This window comes from Lampropedia hyalina DSM 16112 (assembly GCF_900129055.1).
Classification (GTDB): Bacteria; Pseudomonadota; Gammaproteobacteria; order Burkholderiales; family Burkholderiaceae_C; genus Lampropedia; species Lampropedia hyalina.
In genome coordinates this window covers 1-23,610 of sequence record NZ_FQUZ01000012.1, presented here as the reverse complement: position 1 = coordinate 23,610, position 23,610 = coordinate 1, and the positions used below count along the sequence as shown (strand labels likewise).

20 protein-coding genes are annotated in these 23,610 nt (G+C 63.5%); 10 read left to right on the top strand and 10 right to left on the bottom strand.

From position 1 onward, the window contains the following. The first annotated feature begins 43 nt into the window (after positions 1–43). The 3 genes from greB to BUE21_RS06370 are packed head-to-tail and all read left to right on the top strand — an operon-like array spanning position 44 to position 2,769. Positions 44–601: a transcription elongation factor GreB gene (gene greB, locus BUE21_RS06380; RefSeq protein ID WP_073355914.1), complete on the top strand. Its 558-nt coding sequence runs from the start codon at positions 44–46 to the stop codon at positions 599–601. A gap of 27 nt (positions 602–628) precedes the next feature. Next, complete coding sequence (cbiB, locus tag BUE21_RS06375) at positions 629–1,690, top strand: adenosylcobinamide-phosphate synthase CbiB (RefSeq protein WP_073355858.1); 1,062 nt, start codon at positions 629–631, stop codon at positions 1,688–1,690. Further along, positions 1,681–2,769 (top strand): aminotransferase class I/II-fold pyridoxal phosphate-dependent enzyme, encoded by a 1,089-nt coding sequence (locus BUE21_RS06370; protein ID WP_073355857.1) that lies wholly within the window; start codon positions 1,681–1,683, stop codon positions 2,767–2,769. Before cbiB ends, BUE21_RS06370 begins: the two co-directional genes overlap by 10 nt. An 18-nt stretch (positions 2,770–2,787) precedes the next feature. Here BUE21_RS06370 and BUE21_RS14940 read toward each other — a convergent pair whose 3' ends face one another. From BUE21_RS14940 to BUE21_RS06330, 8 genes are all read right to left on the bottom strand, one after another. Then, positions 2,788–3,093 carry a DUF1289 domain-containing protein gene (locus tag BUE21_RS14940; protein ID WP_234971070.1) on the bottom strand — a complete coding sequence of 102 codons (306 nt, stop codon included), beginning with the start codon at positions 3,091–3,093 and terminating at the stop codon, positions 2,788–2,790. Further along, entirely contained in the window at positions 3,090–3,608 is a 519-nt protein-coding gene (locus BUE21_RS06360; RefSeq protein WP_234971069.1) for a YbaK/EbsC family protein, read from the bottom strand. Before BUE21_RS06360 ends, BUE21_RS14940 begins: the two co-directional genes overlap by 4 nt. Beyond that, complete coding sequence (locus tag BUE21_RS06355; RefSeq protein ID WP_073355856.1) at positions 3,605–4,510, bottom strand: hydroxymethylglutaryl-CoA lyase; 906 nt, start codon at positions 4,508–4,510, stop codon at positions 3,605–3,607. Before BUE21_RS06355 ends, BUE21_RS06360 begins: the two co-directional genes overlap by 4 nt. 12 nt (positions 4,511–4,522) lie before the next feature. Then, the gene (locus BUE21_RS06350; RefSeq protein ID WP_073355911.1) at positions 4,523–6,400 is read right to left on the bottom strand and encodes a glutamine--tRNA ligase/YqeY domain fusion protein; all 1,878 of its coding nucleotides are present in this window, start codon (positions 6,398–6,400) and stop codon (positions 4,523–4,525) included. Positions 6,401–6,449: 49 nt separating this feature from the next. Next, positions 6,450–7,466, bottom strand: a complete 1,017-nt coding sequence (locus tag BUE21_RS06345) for a Bug family tripartite tricarboxylate transporter substrate binding protein (RefSeq protein ID WP_234971068.1) — start codon at positions 7,464–7,466, stop codon at positions 6,450–6,452. 305 nt (positions 7,467–7,771) lie between these two features. Beyond that, on the bottom strand, positions 7,772–8,311 hold the full coding sequence (locus BUE21_RS06340; RefSeq protein ID WP_143164446.1) for a RipA family octameric membrane protein: 540 nt from the start codon (positions 8,309–8,311) through the stop codon (positions 7,772–7,774). Between the two features lie 112 nt (positions 8,312–8,423). Continuing rightward, entirely contained in the window at positions 8,424–9,398 is a 975-nt protein-coding gene (locus tag BUE21_RS14460) for a hypothetical protein (protein ID WP_143164445.1), read from the bottom strand. A 365-nt stretch (positions 9,399–9,763) separates the two neighbouring features. Continuing rightward, positions 9,764–11,821 carry an ATP-dependent helicase gene (locus BUE21_RS06330; protein ID WP_073355853.1) on the bottom strand — a complete coding sequence of 686 codons (2,058 nt, stop codon included), beginning with the start codon at positions 11,819–11,821 and terminating at the stop codon, positions 9,764–9,766. A gap of 208 nt (positions 11,822–12,029) precedes the next feature. Here BUE21_RS06330 and BUE21_RS06325 point away from each other — a divergent pair, with 208 nt between their 5' ends. The 6 genes from BUE21_RS06325 (at position 12,030) to crcB (ending at position 18,881) form a co-directional block, all read left to right on the top strand. Then, entirely contained in the window at positions 12,030–12,890 is an 861-nt protein-coding gene (locus BUE21_RS06325; RefSeq protein WP_073355852.1) for a PhaM family polyhydroxyalkanoate granule multifunctional regulatory protein, read from the top strand. A gap of 115 nt (positions 12,891–13,005) precedes the next feature. Next, positions 13,006–14,109 carry a CobW family GTP-binding protein gene (locus tag BUE21_RS06320; protein WP_073355851.1) on the top strand — a complete coding sequence of 368 codons (1,104 nt, stop codon included), beginning with the start codon at positions 13,006–13,008 and terminating at the stop codon, positions 14,107–14,109. Between the two features lie 257 nt (positions 14,110–14,366). Continuing rightward, positions 14,367–14,840, top strand: a complete 474-nt coding sequence (gene dksA / locus BUE21_RS06315; RefSeq protein WP_084522964.1) for an RNA polymerase-binding protein DksA — start codon at positions 14,367–14,369, stop codon at positions 14,838–14,840. 100 nt (positions 14,841–14,940) lie between these two features. After that, positions 14,941–17,118, top strand: coding sequence for a cytochrome c biogenesis protein ResB (locus BUE21_RS06310; protein ID WP_073355850.1), 2,178 nt, complete (start codon positions 14,941–14,943; stop codon positions 17,116–17,118). Beyond that, positions 17,115–18,470 carry a c-type cytochrome biogenesis protein CcsB gene (gene ccsB, locus BUE21_RS06305; RefSeq protein ID WP_073355849.1) on the top strand — a complete coding sequence of 452 codons (1,356 nt, stop codon included), beginning with the start codon at positions 17,115–17,117 and terminating at the stop codon, positions 18,468–18,470. Before BUE21_RS06310 ends, ccsB begins: the two co-directional genes overlap by 4 nt. A 21-nt stretch (positions 18,471–18,491) precedes the next feature. Then, positions 18,492–18,881 carry a fluoride efflux transporter CrcB gene (crcB, locus tag BUE21_RS06300; RefSeq protein ID WP_073355848.1) on the top strand — a complete coding sequence of 130 codons (390 nt, stop codon included), beginning with the start codon at positions 18,492–18,494 and terminating at the stop codon, positions 18,879–18,881. Between the two features lie 80 nt (positions 18,882–18,961). Here crcB and BUE21_RS06295 read toward each other — a convergent pair whose 3' ends face one another. Then, a complete protein-coding gene (locus tag BUE21_RS06295) occupies positions 18,962–21,127 on the bottom strand; it encodes a TonB-dependent receptor domain-containing protein (RefSeq protein WP_084522962.1) in 2,166 nt (721 codons plus the stop codon). Between the two features lie 29 nt (positions 21,128–21,156). Next, positions 21,157–22,449 (bottom strand): hypothetical protein, encoded by a 1,293-nt coding sequence (locus tag BUE21_RS06290; protein ID WP_200796701.1) that lies wholly within the window; start codon positions 22,447–22,449, stop codon positions 21,157–21,159. A 194-nt stretch (positions 22,450–22,643) separates the two neighbouring features. Between BUE21_RS06290 and BUE21_RS06285 the strand changes: the two genes are divergently transcribed. Next, positions 22,644–23,489: a MetQ/NlpA family ABC transporter substrate-binding protein gene (locus tag BUE21_RS06285; protein ID WP_073355907.1), complete on the top strand. Its 846-nt coding sequence runs from the start codon at positions 22,644–22,646 to the stop codon at positions 23,487–23,489. The last annotated feature ends 121 nt before the right edge of the window (positions 23,490–23,610 follow it).

The window sequence follows — 23,610 nt, the reverse complement described above, 5'->3', positions numbered from 1 at the left end:
CCTAACGTTCCCGGTGGTCGGCACAGGCCCTACACTGGGCGGCATGAACAAGGCTTTCACCAAAGAAGATACCCAGGGCGACGACGACGATCTGCCGCCCGATGCCGTCGCCCTGCCGCGTGGCACGAAGAACTACATTTCGCCCGAAGGCCACGCACGCCTGCACGCCGAACTGCGCCAGTTGCTGGAAGTGGAACGCCCGCAGATTGTGGAAACCGTGCACTGGGCAGCCAAGAACGGCGACCGCTCGGAAAACGGCGACTACCTGTATGGCAAGAAACGCCTGCGCGAGATTGACCGGCGCGTGCGCTTCCTGACCAAACGGCTGGAAATCGCCGAAGTCGTGGATGCCCGCATTCATGCAGGCAAAGACCAGATTTTCTTCGGCGCGACCGTCACCTACGAAAACCAGCACGGCGAGATGCAGACCATCACCATCGTGGGCGTAGACGAGGCCGATTCGCTGCGCCAGCGCATCAGCTGGATTTCCCCCGTGGCACGCGCCCTGCTCAAGGCCCGCGTGGACGATGAAGTGGCACTGCGCACCCCGGCTGGCGTGCAGTACCTGAGCATTCTGTCGGTGCACTATCCATCGGCCTGACCATCTCGCAGAACCCGATAGAACCAGATGAATGGGGCACAGTCGCTTGATTTTTCGCTGGGTTTCGGCCTGGCCTGGCCCGCCGCCATCCCTGCGTTGCTGCTGGCATTGGGGTGGGACTGGTGGCGCGGTGAGCCGCCAGCGGCCGTGCATCCGGTGGTGTGGATGGGCAAGGCCCTGCATCGCCTGGGCCAGCGCATAGCACCACGGTGTGAGGCCAGGGAAGGTCTGCCAAACCCGTGGCGCACGTTCTGGCTGGGGGCGGCGGCATGGTGGCTGCTGGCCTTGCTGGTGGTGGGCACTGCGGTTGTGTTACAGGCAGCTCTGGTTTCGATGGGCAGGCTGCTGCCGGGCACGGATGGGGTGATGGCCCTGCTGTGGCAGTCTGTGGGGCTGGCCTTGCTGCTCAAGCCCATGATGGCCTGGCGCATGCTGCACGACGAGGTGCTGGCCGTGCAGATAAGCCTGCAACAGTCCCTGACCGCTGGCAGAACACAGTTGGCACGGCTGGTCAGCCGGGATGTGCACACGCTGGATGAACCGCAGGTGTGCGAGGCGGCGATGGAAACCCTGGCAGAGAACCTGAATGATTCGGTGGTGGCCCCGCTGTTCTGGTTTGTGCTGCTGGGCCTGCCGGGGGCTGCCCTGTACCGCATGGCCAACACGGCCGATGCCATGTGGGGCTATACAGGAGAGCGTGGCGGGCGCGACTGGCTGTGGGCGGGCAAATGGGCCGCGCGGACCGATGATGTGCTGTCGTGGGTTCCGGCACGCCTGACGGCGGTTTTGCTGCTGGCAGCCCATGCCCGCATCGGCACACACTGGCGCAGTCTGCGCACGGAAGCACGGCACACGCCTTCGCCCAATGGCGGCTGGCCGATGGCGGCGATGGCATTGCTGCTGGGCTTGCGTCTGGCTAAACCAGTGGTTTACACACTCAATGCCACAGGCAAGCTCCCCGCACCAGCAGACATTGCGCGTGCCTGCCAAGCGGGCCAGCGTGCGGTGTGGCTGCTGGCGGCCATCGCAGGGGCTGCGCTGGCCGTGACGGCTATGGCGGCTGTGGCGGGAGGTCTTAGATGGTGGTAGTGCCCACGCGCATTCACGGCGGTGCCGATGGTCAGGGCGTGCCTCTGTACGACTTTTCCACCAACAGCAATGCCACAGGCCCCTGCCCTGCGGCCCTGGAGGCGGTGCGCCAGGCCGATGCCTGCCACTACCCCGACCCAGAGTACACGCACTTGCGCCAGCAGTTGGCCGATTGGCACGGGGTGGCCGCGTGGCGGGTGGTGCTGGGAGCCAGTGCCAGCGAACTGATTCAGCGTCTGACCGCCTGGGCGCAATCGCAGGGCAGCCAGCGGGTGCTGTTGCCGCTCCACAGCTATGGCGAGTATGCGCACGCGGCACAGGCACGAGGCATGGATGCCGTGCGGCGTGTGCAGACCTTCCCAAGGCATGAGGGCACGGTGTTGCAATGGGCCTGTGAACCCGCCAGCCCCACCGGCCAGAGCGACGCTGCACTGGCCTGCTGGCTGGCAGAGCCGAACGCCACAGAAAATGCCCTATGGCGCGTGTGCGACTGCGCCTATCTGCCCCTGAGACTGGACAGCAGAACCGCCCGCGATTGGCTGCACCGGGGGCGGAATATGCAGCCATCGTGCTGGCAAATGTACAGCCCCAACAAGGCATTGGGCCTGACGGGTGTGCGTGCGGCGTATGCGATTGCGCCACTGCCCGACTCCCGTGGCACGGCCATCGTGCAGGCAATGGTAGCGCAACTGAACGCACTGGCTCCCTCCTGGCCGTTGGGCAGCCACGGCGTGGCCATGCTGATGGCGTGGGTGGAGGATGACTGCCAACGCTGGCTGGATGCCAGCCGCATTCGCCTGACGCAGTACCGGCACTGGCAGCAGGCCCTGTGCGCACGCATGGGCTGGGAAGTGATGGACGGCAGTCTGGCCAACTACCTGCTGGCCAGACCGCCTGTGGCCGATCTGCCGCAGGCACTGCTGCGCTTGCGCAAGGCAGGCATCAAGCTGCGCGATTGCAGCTCGTTCGGACTGCCGGGCTGGGTGCGACTGGGTGTGCAGGCACCCGAGGCCCAGGACGCGCTGGAGGCCGCATGGGCCGAGGTCGTGTCATTTGAGTCTGCCCATTCCAGACCTTGAAGAAAGGTCTGCAAAGCATCAAAACATCGGCGGGATGCCAGCACGTTGCGCAATCGCCTGCCAGATACGCTGTTTCTCTGCTTCGGGCGCATCGCGCCACGCCATGATTTCATCGAGACTGCGCCAGCAGCCCACGCACAGGGGCGACTCCACGGGTTCCGTGGCGGGTGATTCGGCCAGACGGCACACGCCCACACAGGGAGACGGCAACATCGGCACCGAGTGCCCCGCAGGTGCAGCAGCGGCCAGCCCGATCCGCTGCCGCGCCAGAGCCGCCAGACGCAGCAACGCCCGCGAAGGGGCAGGCGCATCCGCGCGGTTCACGCTGGTACCTCCGATGCCGCCACCTCGGCCCAGGGCGCGCCGGTAATGCGTTCCAGATCATCGGGTTGCAAACAAAACACGGCACGCGGATGGCCTGCTGCCGCCCACAGGGTATCGAAGCGTTGCAACGATGCGTCCAGCAGGCACAGCAGTGGCCGGGCATGGGCCACCGGGCTGACACCGCCAATCGCAAAACCGGTCTGCGCCTTCACAAACGCGGCTCTGGCAGGCCCCACCGTGCCCAGCAAGGCATTCACCCGGTTCACGTCCACGCGCCGGTCGCCCGCCGTCACCACCAGCACCGCCGTCTGGTCGGCCAGCCGCTGAAAAATCACGCTCTTGGCAATCTGCCCCATTTGCACTCCCAGCACTTGCGCCGCTGCTTCGGCGGTGCGGGCCTCCTGCGCCAGCCACTGTGGCGCGTGGGGGTGCTGCAACTGCTGCAAGGCCGCCGCCACGCGCTGCACTGACGCGCTTGGCAGTGGGGGCGAAACCGGCATCGGCATCTGGCTCATGTCCGCTTGCGGGCAATGGCCGTACCCGCACGCGACTGTGAGGGTCGCCCCAGGCACTGGCTGATGTACAGGCCCGCATCCACCAGCGCGTCCAGATCGATGCCGGTGTCGATGCCCAACCCGTGCAGCATATAAACCAGGTCTTCGGTGGCCACATTGCCGGTCGCGCCCTTGGCATAAGGACAGCCCCCCAGCCCGGCCACGGCAGCATCGAACTGCCAGATACCCATTTCCAGGGCCGCGTAGGTATTCGCCAGGGCCTGCCCATAGGTATCATGAAAATGCCCGGATACATCGTCCAGGTCGAAGTGCCGCAAGGCCGCTTCCAGTGCCCGCTGCACTGCGCGGGGCGTGCCCACGCCGATGGTGTCGGCCACGCCCACATGCTGCACGCCAATGGCCTTCATCCGGCCTGCCACTTCGCCCACCTGGGCCGGGTCGATGGCACCTTCATACGGGCAACCCAGTGCGCACGAGATGGCCCCGCGCACCGCAATGCCTTCGGCCCGCGCGGCCTGCACCACGGGGGCGAAACGCTCGATGCTCTGCGCCACGGAACAATTGATGTTTTTCTGGCTGAAGGTCTCGCTGGCCGCGCCAAACACCACCACCTCATCGGGCCGATACGGCAGGGCACGCTCAAAGCCGCGCAGATTCGGAATCAGCACGGCATGGCGCACCCCCGCCGGTCGCTCCATACCGGCCATGACCTGCGCGTTGTCCGCCATCTGCGGCACCCAGTGCGGCGAGACAAAGCTGGTCACCTCGATGTCCCGCGCACCGGCGGCCTGCAAGCGGTGCACGAGTTCGATCTTGACGGCGGTGGGCACCGGCTGCGGCTCGTTCTGCAAGCCGTCGCGCGGGCCGACTTCAACCAGGCGGACACGGGCGGGCAATGGCATGGCGTCTGCCCCTTACTTCCAGCCGTCTTTCAGGCCGCTGGCACGGTTGAAGACCACCTGGGTGTCCGAAACCGGCGCGTTGCAGTCGCGGATGAAATAACCCAGCCGCTCGAACTGCCACGGTTGGGGCGCGTGCTCTTCGCTGTACAGGTTCTGCAACAGCCCCGCTTCCACATAGCCGTGCATGACTTGCAGGCTGTCGGGGTTGAGTTCATCTTCCAGCTCGGCCTGACCGGGGTGCTCGGCACGGAACAGGCGTTCGTAGAGCCGGAACTCTGCCGGTGTCGCCTCGTGTGCGCCCACCCAGCCGATCACGCCCTTGACCTTGACGCTGTCCGCGCCGGGGGTGCCGCTCTTGGTATCGGGGATGATCTCGGCCAGCACCTTGGTGACGCGGCCATCGGCATCTTGCTCGAAGCCGGTGCATTGCACCACATAGCCGTACTTCAGGCGCACCTTGTTGCCCTCCTTGGGCTGGCCGTCGCCACCGGTATGGGGCGGGTAGAGGCGGCGATAGCCCTTGCCGGGCACGGCCATGAAGTCCTCGCGCTCGACCCAGCTCTCCCGGCCCAGCGTGAAGGCGCGTTGCCCGGCTTCCGGGTCGTGCGGGTTCAGTGGGGCGTGGCAGACTTCCAGATGCCCCAGGCCGAACACGCTGTCCCAGTTGGTCAGCTCCAGCCTGACGGGGTCGAGCACCGCCAGCGCGCGCGGGGCCACCGGGTCGAGCACGTCACGCAACGCGCCTTCCAGCGCGGCATAGTCGATCCAGCCACCCGATTTGCTCACACCCGAGCGTTCGCAGAACAGCCGCAGTGCATCCGGCGTATAGCCACGGCGGCGCAGACCGGCCAGCGTGGGCATGCGCGGGTCGTCCCAGCCATCCACATGCCCTTGCTCCACGAGTTGCCGCAGGCGGCGTTTGCTGGTGATGACGTGGGTGACATTGAGCCGCGCAAACTCATACTGGCGCGGTGGCGGGCTGTGCAGCAGGCCGCCTTCGGTCAGGCGTTCCAGCAGCCAGTCGTAGAAAGGCCGCTGGTCCTCGAACTCCAGCGTGCAGAAGCTGTGGGTGATCTGTTCCAGCGCGTCCTCGATGGGGTGCGCAAACGTGTACATCGGGTAGATGCACCACTTGTCGCCCGTGTTGTGGTGGGTGGCGCGGCGGATGCGGTAGATGGCCGGGTCGCGCAAGTTGATGTTAGGGCTGGCCATGTCGATCTTCGCCCGCAACACCGCTGCGCCATCGGCCAGTTGGCCATCGCGCATGGCACGCAAACGCGCCAGATTATCGGCAGGGCTGCGGCTGCGGAAAGGGCTGTCGGTGCCGGGCGTGTTGAAGTCACCCCGGTTGGCACGCATCTCGTCCGGCGTTTGCTCATCGACATAGGCATGGCCCGATTCCACCAGATACTCGGCGGCACGGTACATGAAATCGAAATAATCGCTGGCGTAATAGACATGATCCTGCACCGCACCGGGCTGGCCCGGCACATCGGCAAAGCGGCTATCGTAGCCCAGCCAGCGCACCACGTCACGGATGGAATCGACGTACTCCTGCTCCTCCTTCTCCGGGTTCGTATCGTCGAAGCGCAGATGGCAGACACCGCCATACTCCTGCGCCGACGAGAAGTTCAGCCAGATGCTCTTGGCATGGCCCAGATGCAGGTAGCCATTGGGTTCGGGCGGAAAGCGCGTGCGGATGCGGGCCGGGTCGGGCACACCGGCCCCATGGTGCGCGCCGTCACCCGGACTGCCGCCCCAGCGGCGATGGGCATAAGTGCCCTTTTGCAAATCATCGTCAATGGCAGCACGCAGAAAATTACCGGCACGCGCCGTGGAATCGTCCGCCACCGAAGCCGTGCCGGACGTTGCGAGAGAAGAATCGGTCATGGTCATAATCGCACGATTGTAGGGGCTGGCACGGCCTGGAAAAACCTCGTCAATTGGGCCGGATGCCCAGCCGCTCCAGTTGCGGTGCCCATTCGCTGCGCTCCCTGGCAATGCGCTGTGCAAAACCGGCCGCGCTGTCCGGGTACGGAATCGAGCCATTGGCCTGCATCGTGGCCAGATAGGCGGGGGCCTGCAAGGCCTGGGTCACGGCGCGGTTGAGCACCGCCACCACGGCATCGGGCGTATCCTTGTGCGCCACCAGCCCGATCCAGACCGCACTCTCAAACCCGGCATGGCCTTCCTGCTCCAGCGTGGGAACCTGCGCGAAGCCCTCGCTCTGCACCGCCGGACTCACCGCCAGTGCCCGCAGGCGGCCATCCTTGAGCATCGGCTCCACCAGCGCGGAACCGGCAAAATAAATCTGCGTGTCCCCGGCCACCGTGGACATCAGCGCGTCCGGCCCGGTCTTGAACGGAATGTGCACAATGTCCGGCTTGCCCGCCTGGCTCAGCAACACCTCGAACAGCACATGCGGCGGACTGCCATTGCCCGACGACGCATAGTTCAGCACCCCCGGCTGCGCCTTCGCCAGCGCGAACAACTCCTTCAGGTTCTTCGCCTGCACCTTGGGGTTCACCACCAGGGCCATCGGCAGCACCGCAATCGGGCTGACCGGCTTCAGGTCCACCGCCGGGTCATAGGTCAGCTTGGGGAAAATGTATGGACTCCACACCGCATGGGCATTCGTCACGATCGCCAGCGTGTGGCCACTGCCATCACTGCCCTTGAGCTGCTGCAAGGCCACCATGCCCCCCGCGCCAGGGCGGTTGTCCACCACCACCGTCTGCCCCAGCGACTGCTGCAACTGCTCGGCCAGCGGACGGGCAAAAATATCAGGCAAACTGCCCGCCCCACCATTGACGATCAGCGTGATGGTGCGCTGCGGAAAACCCGAAGCCTCCTGCGCCAGTGCAGGCGCAGCCGCCAGCCCCAGCCAACTGGCACAGCAGGCCAGCCCCGCCAGCAGCTTGCGCGACCCCACAGACAAATTGAATCGACGGCGCATGGAATCCCCCTTCTCGCAACAAAAATGGTTTGGACAGGAAAACGCCATTATTGCGCCGGATGGGGCTGCAATCGCGTGGCAGGGGCGCGGAAAACCCCGATGCAGTGCCCCATTGGCATAAGGCGGGATGGCCGAAAAAGAGCCATGAACATGGAACCCAGCAAAGCCTGTGCAGAGCAACAGTGGATACGCCAACTGGCAGCGCGCATGCCCTTTGGAAACAATGACAGGCGTATTGCCAGCACTAAGGCAAAGACATCATGCGCCAATCCTTGACGGGGACCTCCTTATGGCTGGGTTAGATTTCAAAACCCAACAATAAAGCTTGGAATTGAAAAAGGCGGGTATCCGCGAAGTGCGCAAATTACGAGCAATCCCCATATCATTGATAACGCTATGCCAACGTAAATTGGGATACGGCTTACAGAAAAACGATACATAATCAAATCTTTTAGCAGTCCACATACCCCACGTTTGTCCATTCGGTCTTCGACAGTTTTTTTGTATTTATTGACGTCATCATGGAATAGCTCAGCGGATTCGGCGGAACTCGCCAAAGCTTCATAATCTGAGAGCTTTTGCTCCCAATATTCCTGCCAGAATTTTGCACCACTTGCCATCCCCACTTGAAAGATAGAAACAAGGAAGCCGACCATACAAACCATGAAACTAACAATAGGCTTTGTATGGCTAGACTGAACAAGACCAGCAAACAATACACCTTGAAAAATCATAAAGAAATTATTCCGCTGTGCGAGTTGAGTAATCTCAAAATCTCGCATTCGCAATGCGATATCGAATTTTCTAATTGCTGAGATTTTTTCTGTGTTTTCAGATTCGCACATATTTGTACCTATGAAATCTAACATTCAAGCCAAGCCGCAGACTCGCCAAAGGCGAGGCTGTCGGCTGGAGCACTTTGTTGGGCGACGTGGCGGTAAAAGCCGCCCACCTATTCTATCTGCAAGTTCTTGTTGCTCGCTCATAACTGCTGCGTGCTCGCTGATATATTTCATCTCCTTCGGCGTGGAGATTCCTGGCGGTTTTAATAGACGTTTCGCGCGCAGAATTTGCGGCCTCGATCTTCTTTTTATAGTTTGAGATAACAACTTCAATGTCACTTATCGACGGCCCATCTGGTGTAGAGCCAGCCTTTTCTAGGCTATTACGCCATGCTTGATATTCCATTGAGAGTTGCTCTATGATTTCCTGACTGTTCTTTACTCGTACCGAGATTTCCTGTGAAGCACGCCCGTACTCCCGAACCGAATCAGAAAAAGGGCCATAGTAAATGCCATGATGAAGTGAATCGTAAAACATATCTTTGAGCTGCCCATAAACCTCGTCGCAAGAGATGGCGGCCCTTTCTGCTCTTGTGATAACGGAAGTGCCAATTTTTTGTATATCCACCACATATTTTTCAAGATTATCAAAAGATTTGTTTAAGCTTTCGGTTGCTGATGGCAGTCCAGTTTCCTTGATTTTTTGTATCGTATTCTCCATAGCGGCTCTACTCGAACGAATAGCCTCTTGCCGCTGATAGGATATCCTGTGCTCATTTTTCCAAGCGGCTACAAGTTCCGAATAAAATTTGGCATCTGTTGGAGTAAATAACAATGTTACTATCTGTCCATCCGAAGGAAAATCGATTGAAATGCTACGCCCTTTCTTGCGTCCTTGCAGAATGCTTCCCGATGGAGACAAGGTTAGAGTCATCATGTCTGCGTCAATGATTCCTCTAACTCCTAACTGCGCAGACTCAATTTCTCCACGCTTCTTTGCAGACACAAAGAGCATGGATCCTTGGATATCTTGGCCCACTTGGATCAGTTGTAAATAGAGCATATCAGAAGGCCTGAGATCAGCAAGATATTGCCCAGTTGCTGAAGCTCTGGCTTGGTTGCATCCAAGAAAACCTAGAACAATCGTCATAATCAAAAGTATGCGTGCCATCGCTTATTTGTGGCTCCTGATAAATCTTGCATCCGCACGGGAGCTTGTCATGTGCTTTTTGCTGAATTAGATTTAGACAGCACAATCTTAGCCCATCAACACAGCCTGAAAAACCTTTTGTAAACGTCGTACATAGCAAAAGACATTGGCCGCCAGAAATTCAGACCACCTAAAATTTTGCGGATGAAACAACGAGCATCTTTGTCGCCGGTGGCTACCAAACCTGTGCGTTGGCTCAATCAAGTACGGTGCTGCCATCCCACTCCAGCACCATTCTATTTGTACCGGGCAAGCGTATATGGACTGGGGGCTGCGGTTCATTTTCTTTCATGAAAAATGCTGCCCTACCCCGCTGCCTGCTGGGCCTTGCGGGCGAATTCTTCGCGCAGGGCGCGGAGTTTGTCTCGGGGGTTTTCCTTGGCGGTTTGGGTGTCCAGCTGCATTTCGGCGATGAAGCGGCTGGGGCGGGCGGTGATGATGTCGCGGCCTTTTTTGCGGCGTTTTGTCCAGCTCACCGCCAAGGTGCGCTGGGCGCGGGTGATGCCGACGTACATGAGGCGGCGTTCTTCGTGGATGCGGGCGGCGGCTTCGGGGTCGTCGGCTTCGTCCAGGGGGCTGTCGGCACTGCCGGGCTGGAAGGGAAGCACGCCTTCGGTGACGCTGGCGAGGATGACGTGGGGCCACTCCAGTCCCTTGGATGCGTGCAGGGTGGAGAGGGTGACCATGTCCTGTTCTTTTTCGCGTTCCGAGATGGTGGAGAGCAGGGCGATGGTCTGGGCGACTTCGAGCAGGCTTTTGCGTTCGCTGATGAGGTGGGCGATGGCCGGGTCGGGGCGGCCTCCGGCGCGTTCGGCCATCCAGTCGCAGAATTCCAGGACGTTGTTCCAGCGGGCATTGGCCTGTGCGTCGGTGTCGGATTGGTCGCGCAGAAAGGCTTCGTAGCCGATTTCGGCCAGCCAGTCGCTGAGGAAGCGGGCGGCATCGTCCGCACCCTGGGTGTGGCTGGCGCGGTGTTGCAGGTCGTTGAGCTGGCGGCCAAATTCCAGCAGGCCAGCCAGGGCGCGGGCGTTGATGGCGGCAGGCAGCATCTGGTTGAAGAGGGAGGCAAAGAGGCTGGTTTTGTGGCGGGTGGCGAATTCGCCCAGTTGCGCGAGGCTCTGGTGGCCGATGCCCCGGCGCGGGGCGGCAATGGCGCGCAGGAAGGCAGGGTCGTCGTCGGGGTTGCTCCAGAGGCGGAACCAGGCGCACAAATCCTTGATTTCACTGCGGTCGAAGAAGCTGGTTCCGCCAGAGACCTTGTAGGGGATATTGGCGCGGCGCAGGGCTTTTTCCAGCGGTTTGGCCTGGTGGTTGGCGCGGTAGAGGATGGCGAAGTCTTTCCACGCGGGCGGCGGGTTGCTGGCGGCGCGCAGGCTCTGGATGCGGGCGACGGCGCGTTCGGCTTCGTGTTCTTCGGTGTCGGCATCGATGATGCGCACGGGTTCGCCTTCGCCCAGTTCGGAAAACAGGGTTTTGGGGAAGAGTTTCGGGTTGCTCTGGATGACGTGGTTGGCCGCGCGCAGGATGGCACTGGTGGAGCGGTAGTTCTGCTCCAGCTTGATGACGCGCAGATCGGGGTAGTCCTGGGGGAGTTTGCGCAGGTTGTCGAGGGTGGCTCCACGCCAGCCGTAGATGGACTGGTCGTCGTCGCCAACGGCAGTGAAGTGGCCACGCTCGCCCACCAGCAGTTTGAGCAGTTCGTACTGGGTGGCGTTGGTGTCCTGGTATTCGTCCACCAGCACATGGCCCAGGCGTTGCTGCCAGCGTTCGCGCACGTCGGGGTGGTCGCGCAGCAGTTGCAGGGGCAGTCCGACGAGGTCATCAAAGTCCACGCTCTGGTAGGCGGTGAGGCGTTCTTCGTAGCGTTGCATGATGCGGGCCATGAGCTGTTCGTCGTCGTCGCGCGCTTGTGCCAGGGCGGTGGCGGCATTCCAGCCGTTGTTCTTCCAGAGGCTGATGGCCCATTGCCACTGGCGGGCGGTGGCGGTATCGGTGGTGCTGGCGCAGTCCTTGAGGATGCCCAGCACGTCGTCGCTGTCGAGGATGCTGAACTGGGGTTTCAGGCCCAGCGTGTGGCCGTCTTCGCGCAGCAGCCGCACGCCCAGCGCGTGGAAGGTGGCAATGAGCACGTCCTTGGCCGAGCGGCCAATGAGTTGGCGGGCGCGTTCGCGCATTTCGGCGGCGGCCTTGTTGGTGAAGGTGATGGCGGCAATGCGCTGGGGCAGCAGCCCCTGTTGGATGAGGTGGGCGATCTTGTGGGTGATGACGCGCGTTTTGCCCGAACCCGCCCCGGCCAGCACCAGACTGGGGCCGTGGGTGTGGTGAATGGCTTGCATTTGGGCGAGGTTGAGGGAGGCGGACATGGGCGATGGAGGCGGTCAGGGGCCGCAAGAGGAATGGGCAGGCGGGCAATGATACTGTGCCCGCTGGCACGGGGCCTGTCATTCCCTGGATTAGTCCCTGTGCCGGTGCGCCCCGGCAGACCTTACACTGGTGCCTGTGGGGGCTGGCCAGGGCGAATGCCTGGCCAGCCTGCCGCGATGGCATCAATAGCACAAGGAAAGGTGACAAATGAGCGACAAGAAACTGTTTGATTTCGGCCAGTTCGTGCCGGGCTTTGATTTTCTCAAGGGCTTGATTCCCGGTGCCGCCACTGCGCCGGGCACGCCTGCTGCGGCCAACAATCTGTTCAGCAACTGGCTGGCTCCCACGCTGGATTCGCAGGAGGTGCAAAAGCGCATCGAGGAACTCAAGACCGTGCAGTTCTGGCTCGATCAGAATGGCCGCGCGCTGAGCGCGACGATTCAGGCTCTGGAAGTGCAGAAACTGACGCTGGATACGCTCAAGAGCATGAATTCCGGGGCGCAGCAGGTGGCGCAGGTGTTCCAGGATGGCGTGGTGGCAGCGGCCAGCACGGCGGCGGCCAGTGCCTCTGCCGGGGTGAATGCGGCCAAGGCATCCCCCACCAAATCAGAGGTGCGTCAGGCCGCCGAGCAAGCGGCTGCCGAGGAAGCCGAAGCGGCAGAAGACGAACAGCAGGAAGGGCTGCTGTCGGAGCAGGCCGCCGAAGACCTGCGCATTGTCCAGGCGCAGGCCATGCAGTGGTGGGGGGCATTGAGCAAGCAGTTCCAGACGATTGCCACGCACGCGCTGGATGATATGGCGCAGAATTTTGCGAATGCCAGCGCGTCGATTCCAGGGCTGTCACCCGTGGCAGGCGAATCTGCCGAGGCAGGCCAGAAAGCCGGTGGCACCACGGCGAGGACAGCACGCACGGCATCGTCCGCTGCCACGCCAGAGGGGCAAGCCCCGGCCCGCAAGCGTGCGCCGCGCAAGACCTCTGCCACGGCCACACGCAAGACAGCCAGCAAGACCACCGGCACCCGCAAGGGCGCGGCCGGGAATGATGCGGCGGGCGGGAAAGAAGGCTGATAAAAGCGTATCATCAACGCCCCATACCCAGCGACATCCCCTGCCACACGGCATGTATGGCAGGGGATGTCGCTGGGTGCGACCTGAATTCACCTTCACGAAACGGAACACTGGCATGGCACAAATTTCTGTCACCATTCTCACGGGCTTTCTGGGCGCGGGCAAGACCACGCTGCTCAACCGGGTGCTGCACGAGGCGCACGGGCAGAAGATTGCGGTGATCGAGAATGAGTTTGGCGAGGAAAACATCGACAACGAGATTCTGGTCAGCGAAGGCCGCGAGCAGATCGTGCAGATGAGCAATGGCTGCATCTGCTGCACGATCCGGGAGGATTTGCGCGCCACGCTGCACGATCTGGCCGAGAAACGCCGCAGCGGCGAACTGGATTTCGAGCGCGTCATCATCGAGACCACCGGGCTGGCCGATCCGGGGCCGGTGGTGCAGACGTTCTTCATGGACGAGGAAGCGGCCGAGAGCTTTCTGGTGGATTCCATCATCACGGTGGTGGATGCCAAGCACGCGCAAACCCAACTGGACGAGCGGCAGGAAGCGCGTCGGCAGGTGGGTTTTGCCGACCAGATTTTCCTCACCAAGACCGATCTGGTCAGCGAGGCGCAGGTGCAGGCACTGATTCACCGCCTCAAGCACATGAACCCGCGCGCGCCCATCGAGGCCGTGCATTTCGGGGAAGTGCCGCTGGAGCGGGTGCTGGACTTGCGCGGCTTCAACCTGAATGCGCGGCTGGACATCGACCCGGATTTTCTGCGCGAGGAAGAACCCCATGTGCACGACGAGCATTGCGGCCATGACCACGGGCATGGGCACTGCCACCACGAAGAACATGGGCACCACGGACATGACCACGGGCACGACCATGAACACGGCGAACACTGCAAGCATCCGCACCACCATCACCACGACGATGATGTGAAGAGCTTTGTGTACCGCGCCCGGCGGCCGTTCGATCCGGTGAAGCTGGAGGATTTTCTGGGGGCCATCGTGAACGTCTATGGCCCCAAAATGCTGCGCTACAAGGGCGTGCTGGACATGCAGGGCACCGACCGCAAGGTGATCTTTCAGGGCGTGCATCAGCTCATGGGCAGCGACCTGGGGCCAGCCTGGAAGGATGGCGAGGAGCGCGTGAGCAAGATGGTGTTCATCGGCATCGACCTGCCGCGCGACATTCTGGAGCAGGGGCTGGATCAGTCGCAGGTCTGACGGCGATCTGACGACGGTGGCCGGCCTGTGGCTGGCTCGGGCAGGTGGATTTTTCGAGTTCCATCGGCCCACAGGGGCATGGCTGTCGGCCATTGCACATTGTGGCTACAATGCCTGCCCGAACAAGGCACATTACCAGAGTCTGTTCACCCGGCATCGCCTGCCCGCCCCACGCGGTGCGGGGGCGATATGAAATCAAAAGAGACGATGATGTACGTGCCCACACCATCGCAGGCACGCGGCATGACTGGACCACTATGGCAAACAAAACCACCCAATCGACGCAATCCGCAGACGCAGGCGCGCTGGACGACACCTCCGCCACCCTGACCGAAGCGGCCCTGCTGGCCATGCCGGAAGACGATTACATGAACAGTGAGCAACTGGCATTCTTCCGCAAGAAACTGTCCGATCTGAGGGACGACATGCTGCGCAAGGCCGGTGCCACCACCGAATACCTGCGCGAGGAAGTCTCGGTAGTGCCCGACCCGGCAGACCGCGCCACCATCGAGGAAGAACACGCGCTGGAGCTGCGCACCCGCGACCGCGAGCGCAAGCTGCTCAAGAAGATCGAGCAGTCGATTGCCAGCATCGATGCGGGCGAATACGGCTACTGCGAGGAAACCGGCGAACCCATTGGCCTGCGCCGCCTGCTGGCCCGCCCCACGGCCACGCTGTCGCTGGAGGCCCAGCAACGCCGCGAACTCAAGCAGAAGATGTTCGGCGACTGACCCACCGCATCGCCTGCCGCACCCGGCACTGCGCAGCATCCCTTTTCTCCACTGTTGGGAAAAGGGATTTTTTCTGCCATTGGCAGGCTCTCTCCTTCCCATGCAACGAACCCATCGCTATCCCCCGCCAGCATCCCAGGGCACGTCCACGGGACGGCGTGTGTACGAGCTGCTCTCGTCCATGCGCTTTGCCATCGCGCTGCTGGTGCTGCTGGCTCTGGCATCGGTGGCAGGCACGGTGCTGCCCCAGCATGAGGCCACGGCGCGCTACATCGACCAGTTCGGGCCGTTCTGGGCACAGCTGTTCATGGTGTTGCAGCTCCATGCCGTGTACAGCGCGTGGTGGTTTCTGCTGATTCTGGTGTTTCTGGCGGTCAGCACCGGACTGTGCGTGGTGCGCAATACGCCGCGGTACCTGTCGGAGTGGCGTCGCTTCAAGGAGCATGTGCGGGTGGGCAGTTTCCAGGCCATGCCCCACCGCGCCCAAGCCTCCCTGCCCGGCACAGCGCAGACGCTGGCGGCACAGATGCAGCAGCAGTTGCAGGCACTGGGCTGGAAGGTGCGGCTGGTACACCGCACTACCGCCCGCCCTGCCGGGTGGATGCTGGCGGCCAAGGCGGGCGGCGCGAACCGGCTGGGCTACATTGCCGCCCATGCGGCCATTGTGCTCATTTGCGTGGGCGGCCTGCTGGACAGCCAGTTGCCGATGCGCGTGCAGATGGCCCTGGAAGGCAAGACCGCCTTTGAGGGTGATGGGCTGGAAGCCGCCAAAGCCCCCCGGCACCGCATGGGCGTGGGCACGCTGGCCTACCGGGGCAATGTGATGGTGGCCGAGGGCACACGCTCCAACACCGCCATCCTCACGCTGGCCGATGGCGTGGTGTTGCAGGATTTGCCCTTCAGCATCGAACTGGAGCGGTTCGACGTGGAGTACCACGCCAACGGCACGCCGCGCCTGTTTGCCAGCGAGGTGCGCATTCACGACCGCGCCACCGGGGCCGTGTCGCAGCACCGCATTGCCGTCAATCACCCATTGAAAACCCACGGGGTGGAGGTTTTTCAGGCTGGTTTTGACGATGGTGGCTCGCGGGTGCAGGTGCTGGCGCGCCCACTGCGCCCCGGCATGGAGGCCACGCCGTGGCAGGGCGTGATCGGCAGTTCCGCCCCCATTTCGGGCGTTCCGGGCTGGGATGCCGCCCAGGTGGAGTGGCTGGCACTGGATACGCTGAATGTGGAGAATCTGGCCGCTGCCGCTGCGGCCTCGTCTACGGCCAGCGGTGCGGCAGTGGATGTGCGGGCCGTGGATTTGCGCCACCGCCTGCAAGCGCAATGGGGCGCGGGCCACCCGGCCATTCAGCCACAGAAGCTGCACGATGTCGGCCCCAGCCTGAGCTATCGCATTCGTGACCGTGCCGGGCAGGCCGTGGAGTTTCGCAACTACATGCGCCCGATCGATCTGGGCGATGGCCTGCCGGTGTTCACGCTGGGCGTGCGTGCGCCCAGTGACGCGCAATTCACCTACTGGCGCATTCCTCAGGATGAACACGGCCAGCTCGACGGCTTTCTGCGCCTGTGGCAGGCCCTGCACACCCCGGCATTGCGGCAGCAGGCCATCGACCGCTATGTCCAGCAGGCCCTGCCCGAGGCCCAGGCTGCGCTGCGCGAGCCACTGCGCCAGTCGGCCACGCGGGCACTGAATCTGTTCGCCGGTGCCGAAGCGGGCACGGCGACTGCGGGCGTGCTGGCCCTGTCGCAGTTTCTGCAAAACGAAGTGCCGCCCGCCGAGCAGGATCGCGCCGCCCAGGTGCTGGTGCGCATGCTGCATGGGGTGCTGCGGGAATTGCTGCAACTGGCACGCGCGCAGGAAAACCTTCCGCCACTGCCCGACGATGCCACCACCCAGACCTTCACCCGGCTGGCCTTCGCCGCCCTCAGCGATGGCTTCTTTTACCCGGAGCCGGTATTCTTCACCCTGCAAGACTTCGAGCAGGTGCAGGCCAGTGCCTTTCAGGTGAGCCAATCACCCGGACGCGGCGTGGTCTATGGCGGCTGCGTGCTGCTGATCGTGGGCATTTTTGCCATGCTGTATGTGCGCGAGCGGCGGCTGTGGGTCTGGTTGCCGGAACCATCGGCCCACGCTGCCCCGTCTCTGACCCATGCCAGCATGGCCCTGTCGAGCAACCGCCAGACGCTGGACACCCGGCGCGAATTCGAGCAACTGCGCCAGCGGCTGTTTTCTGCTGCACCACCAGCCCCCCATGTGCCCCCTGCCCCATGAACGCCATCACCGAACCCGCCCTGCCCCTCCCCCACCATCGGCCACGCGACTGGGGGTTTGCCCTGCTGGTGCTGCTGGCCACGGCAGCCGCCCTGTTGCGCCACGGCGCGCAGATGGATGGCTACGACCGCGCCGTGTTGCTGGGCACGGCCCCCGCGCTGGTGTGGCTGGGCTGGCACTGGCGGCCCTTGCAGGGCTTCATGCTGGGGGTGGCAGTGCTGGCTGGGCTGGCCGTCACGTTGTACCAGCAGGATGGCACGGGGCAGATCGAGCGGGCGCAAACCGTGCTGCTGCTGAAATACGCGCTTTCCAGCCAGTCCGCGATTCTGTGGATGTGCCTGCTGTTTGTCATGAGCACCGTGTTCTACTGGATCGGGCTGCTTGGCTCCGCGCCGAAGCGGCACGACGGCAGCACAGGCACGGGCACACCCCCGGCCATGATGCAGATCGGTGCGGAGCTGGCCTGGCTGGCCTCTGTGCTGGCCCTGACCGGCACCCTGGTGCGCTGGTACGAGAGTCACCTGCTCGGCCCCGGCCTGGGCTACATCCCGGTGAGCAACCTGTACGAAGTCTTCATCCTGTTCTGCTGGACGACCACGCTGTTCTCGCTGTACTACGAAAGCCGCTACCAGAGCCGCAGCCTGGGCGCGTTCACCCTGCTCATCGTCAGTGCCGCCGTGGGCTTTCTGCTGTGGTACAGCCTGGCGCGGGATGCCCACGTCATCCAGCCACTGATTCCCGCGCTGCAAAGCTGGTGGATGAAAATCCACGTCCCCGCCAACTTCATCGGCTATGGCACGTTCGCCATTGCCGCGATGGTGGCCTTTGCCTGGCTGCTCAAGCACCACGCCCATGAGGGCCGCTGGTGGAAGCTCGCGCCGCTGTGGCTGCTGGGCATGGCCCTGTGCCTGGAGCCGGTCGCCTTCCGCCGCAGTGTGGCCAGCGAGGGCGCGGCCTTCTGGATGCTGTACTGGGGCGTGGCCGCGCTGGCCGTGGCCGCCATCGTCGCACTGCGCCGCCCGCTGGCGCAACGCCTGCCATCCTTCGAGGTGCTGGACGATGTGATGTACAAGGCCATTGCCGTGGGCTTTGCCTTCTTCACGATTGCCACCGTGCTGGGCGCGCTCTGGGCCGCCGAAGCCTGGGGCGGCTACTGGAGCTGGGACCCGAAGGAAACCTGGGCACTCATCGTCTGGCTCAACTACGCGGCCTGGCTGCACCTGCGCCTGCTCAAGGGGCTGCGCGGTGCCGTGGCCGCCTGGTGGGCACTGATTGGCCTGGCCATCACCACGTTCGCCTTCCTGGGCGTGAACCTCTACCTCTCCGGCCTGCACAGCTACGGGACGCTGTGAACCATCCCAACGGACGAAACCATGAAAGACATCCTGATCGTGGGCCTGGGCGGGTGCATCGGCTCCATTGCCCGATACAAGCTGAGCGGCTGGCTGCTGGAACTGACGGCGCAGTCCAGATGGCCACTGGGCACGCTGGGGGTCAATGTTCTGGGCTGTCTCGTCATGGGGCTGCTGGTCGGCATGGCAGAAAGGCATGGCGCGTTCAGCTCCCAGGCGCGGATTTTCCTGTTCACCGGCCTGGTGGGCGGTTTCACCACGTTTTCGGCCTTCGGTCTGGAGACTGTATCGCTGTTGCGGCGTGGTGAAGCATGGATTGCAGCCGGGTATGTCACCGCCAGTGTGCTGCTGGGCATGGCAGCGATAGGGCTTGGCATCCAGATCATCTACGCACTGCCACACCGGAGCTGACGCAAGGATGGAGGGGGTGGAGGGCCATACACGCCTCTCCATCCACCGGGGCATTGCCGCCGAAGCGGCAGATGCCTGTTTCAGAATCCCAGACGCAGACCCACGCGCAGGCTGCGGCCGCGCAGGGGCGACTGGGTTTTCACGAAGGACGTGTGGTTGAAGGCCAGCTTGTCCAGCGCGTTGTCCAGCGTGGCGTACAGCTCCCAGTCCTGCCCTTGGCCGTAATGGCCGTGGTAGGCCGCCTTCAGGTTCAGCATGGTGTAGGCGGGGCTGCGGGTTTCGTAGCTGGCAATGCGGTTCTGGGCAAAATTGCGATAAACCTCGGCCCCGGCCGTCCAGTGCTGCCACTGCCACTGGGCATCCAGCCCCAGCCGGTGGGCGGGAATGCGCGGCACGGCCTGGCCATTCTGGAAGCTGGCACGCACCACATCGCCAAAGATACCGGTGCGCCATTGCGGGTTCCACTGGTGGCTCAGGCGCGCTTCCAGCCCCTTGAAGGTGGCATCGCGCTGGCGGTAGTCGATCAGGCGGAAGTTCTCGTGCTGGTCGGTGGTGGCGGCGTAGATGTAGTCGGCAATCCGGTTGTAGAAGCCGGTGAGCTGGTAGCGCGTGGCCCCTGCGGTCTTGCGCAGGCTCAGGTCGAAGTTGCGGGAGCGTTCGGACTTCAGGCGCGAGTTGCCGCGCTCGTAGGTGCTCGATGCCAGATGCACGCCGCTGGAGAACAGTTCCTCGGCGGTGGGCGCACGCTCGGATGCCGACAGGCTCAGGGCCAGCACATGGCCGGGCGCGAAGTTCCAGCTCGCCCCGCCAGAGACGGAACCCATGTCGTGGCGGGTGCGGACGATGCGGCGGCTGCCTTCCAGCCGGGCGCGTTGCCATTCGTAGCGCAGGCCCAGCTCCAGCCGCACGGCTTCGCCAAGCTGGTATTCCTCCAGCGCGAATACGGCGGTCTGGCGGGTGGTGCTGGGTTCCACATAGGCTTCGTTGCCGGTGGCGGCGAACTTGCGTTCGTTCAGTTGCACGCCCACCAGGCCACGCAGTGCGCCGACGCGCTGGTGTTCGAGTTCCAGCCGGGCATCATGTGCCTTGTTGGTGAAGGTGGTGCCGATGGCTCCGTGTTCGATTTCATCATGGCGGTAATCGGTGATGCCTGCACGCAAACGGGCGCGGGCAATGCCGGGGACAGGTTCGCGCCATTCGCCGCGCACGTCCCAGCGTTCGCTGCGCATGTCCACCAGCGGGATGTCGTCGCCATGCTCTTCGGTGCAATGCAGTTCCGTGCCGTGCCAGTGGCAGCCTTCGGGCGCGGTGGGGTCGGGGTCATGGCTGCCGCAGTGCAATGAATTGCCGTGCAGGTGGCAGTCTGCGTATTCGTGGCTGTGCCCCGGCAGGCCGTAGCGGCTGCGCAGGTTGCTGTAGGCCAGCCCCAGGTAGCCGCGCTCGTGCAGCCACGATGCGCCCACGCTGCCGTACCAACTGCGGTTGTGCGAGCCGACCACCCGGCTGCCCTCGCTCCAGCCGCTGCCGGTGTCGTAGTCCTGTGCGGAACGCTTCAGCCCTTCGACGTGCAGGGCCACATTGCCCGCGCCACCGGTGAGCGAGAACAGCCCCACGCCTTCGCGCGCGCTGGATTCCTTCTGCACTTCCACCGCACCCTCCACACCGCGCTCGGGCACGGCGGTGGGGATTTTGCCGTCGCGCACATTCACCACGCCGCCGGTGACACCGCCACCGTACAGCAGCGTGGCGGGGCCGCGCGAGACTTCGATTTCAGTGGCCAGCAGCGGCTCCAGTGCCACGGCATGGTCTGCGCTGGAGGTGGAAGCGTCCTGCACTTCCACACCATCGGAGAGCACGCGCACGCGCGGGCCGTCACTGCCGCGAATCACCGGGCGGCCTGCCCCGGCCCCGAAGTGGTTGTTGCGCACTCCGGCCAGCCCGTCCAGCGTCGCGCCCAGCGTGGCGGCGCGGCGGGTGCGCAACTCGTCCGCGCCCAGCAGTTCGACGGGCGTGGCGGCCTGGTCCACCGGCACATCCAGCAGCGAGGCCGTGGCCTGCACCGTGGGCAGTGACTGCGTGGCAGCAGGAGCAGCCTCGTGCGCATGGTCGTGGTCATGGTGGGCGGCCTGTGCGGATGCAGCCAGCGGCAGGGTCGTGGCCAGACAGGCTCCCAGGCAGGCATGCCAGAGGGCGTGGCGAGGGGGAAGGGATGCGCGGCGCGCATCCGGCAGTGGCGAGTGGTTCATGTAAAGATTCCTGTGCGCTGCGTACCGGGTCAGTGGCTGTGCTCGTACTCGGGCAGACCCAGCCATGTCAGGCTGCCGGGGGTGAAGTTGAGCGGGTATTTCAGCTTGATGCTGGCGGTTTCGACATCGATCACGGAAATCTGCTTGCCGGTGACATCCGACAGGAACACCTGGTCTTCGGCATGGCTGGCGGTCAGTGCCGGGAAGGGGGCGGCGGTGGGCATATTGGCCACGGCATCCAGCGTGGCACGCTTGCTCCAGTCTGCGGTTTTCAGAATGTGCAGCTTGCCTTGGTCGTCCAGCACCAGCAAATGGTCGCCATCGGCATCAATGGCGTGGGCGCGGCGGGTGCGGCCTTCGGCCCACTGGATGCGCTTGATTTCGCCCGCCACCGGGTCGATGGCGAACAGATGGCCGGGCGAGGCAATGCCGACAAAGCTGTTCAGGTCTTCATGCCCAACGATGGTGCCGATGCGGGCCGTCGCGCCCAGATCGGCGGGGTTGGCCAGCTTGCGGGCACTGAAGCTGTCGCCCTGCTGGTGCACCACCAGCACGCCATCCGTGCAGCCAAACGCAATGTAATTGGCGTTCGAGTAGCTGCCGTGCAGGCCGGGGCAGGTGGTCTCGAAACGCTGCACGAAGTTGAAGCCCGCGCCGTCGCGCTTGTACAGCTCCACCTGGCTGGGGCCGCTGGCATCGGGGGCGCGGTAAGTGGTCAGCAGGTATTCGCCACGCGGCTCGGCCGTGCCGTGCATGGCCAGCGGCAGGGACAGCGTCGCCACGGGTGTGCCAGCGGCAATCGCGTTGTCGCTGAGCAGGCTCACCGACGAGGCGGTGGTGCCATCGGTGCTGCCATCGTAGAAGATCGCCCCGTAGCCATCGTGGCTCTCGTAGTGCGTGGGGCGCGCGCCGCTCCAGCGCGTGCCCAGCAACTGCGGCGCGGCCTGGTAATCGTGCAGGTGGTCGCCGTGGTCTTCCTGCCACAGGCCGCCATCGACGAACTGCACCTGGTTTTCATTGCGCTGAAACAGCAGCGCGTAGCGGTGATTCGGGCTGCTGTAAATGGCCGATGGTGCGTGATCGGCTGCAAAAGTCTGCGCAACCGACTGGCTGTCCAGATCGAACACATGCACGGCAGTGGCCCCGGATTCGGCAATCACCAGACGGCCTCTGGAATCGATATGGCTGTGCTCATGCTCTTCTTCGGGGGTCTCGATCACCTCCTCATCGCTGCTGCTGCCACCGCAGGCAGTCAGTGCCAGCACCATCAGGCTGGCCAGTGAAACACGGGTGAGGCGGGAGGGCTGGAACAGGGCGTGCATTGGGAATTCCTTGTGAAATGCGCAGGCGAATGAAAAAGGTTCAGGCGGCAGATTGTAATGATAAATTGATATTGATAAATACAAGAAGTGATTCACCCCCTGCCGCCCCAATGCCCCTGCTGCCACTGGTTGGATGGCTTGGTCTGCGCAAACGATCGTGCTACATTGCCCGCCATCTCTACCGGACTGCTGCCATGATCCACTCTGCTGCCCCTCACCCCCCTTCCCTGCCCACCTCTGCCCGCCGCCGCAATCTGCTCGCACTGGCCACCCTGGGACTGCTGGGAGCAAGCGGCGCACCACTGGCCTGGGCGCAGGACGACCGCCAGCGCACACTCAAGATTGCCCTGGCCACCAGCATCTCCAACCAGGCCGCCGAAATCGCTGCCGAACTGGCCCGCGCCGAAGGGCTGAAAGTGGAGCTGATCGAATTCAACGACTGGAACACCCCCAACAGCGCGGTGGCACAGGGCGAGGTGGATGCCAACCTGTTCCAGCACATTCCCTACCTGGAGTTCACCAACGAAAAAACCGGCTTCGATCTGGTGCCGGTCGCCCCGGCCTTCAGCACCCCGTTCGGCCTGTACTCCAAGAAATTCCAGCGGCTGCAAGACCTGCCCGACAACGCCCGCATCGCCTTCTCGGGCGACGTGGTGAACACCGGCCGCTCCCTGCTGCTGTTGCAGAAAGCCGGGCTGCTGACGCTCAAGCCCGGCGCAGACCACCGCGCCACACAGGAAGATGTGACCGCCTTCCACAAGCCCCTGCGCATCGTCTCGCTGGACGGCCCGCAGATCGCCCGCTCGCTGGACGACGTGGATGCCGCCGCCACCTACCCCACCTTCATCAAGATTGCCGGGCTGGACCCCTCCAAGGGCCTGATCTTCGAGAACGACCCGCTGTACGCCTTCCAGTTCGTCACCCGTGCCGACCGGCGCGACGATGCCCGCCTGCAACGCTTCATCGCCATCTACCAGAGTGCCCCTGCCGTCAAGGCCAAGCTGCGCGAACTGTATGGCGACCTGGTCTCGTTTCCCTAGGGCGTGTCATTCATCAGATTCACCCCCGCGCCAGTGCGCCCCGGCAGGCCAATCTAGGCGCACGCCGCCGCCCGTATGTCGATACGGGCAAGGTGGGCAACGACGAGTGGCCTGCCGGGGC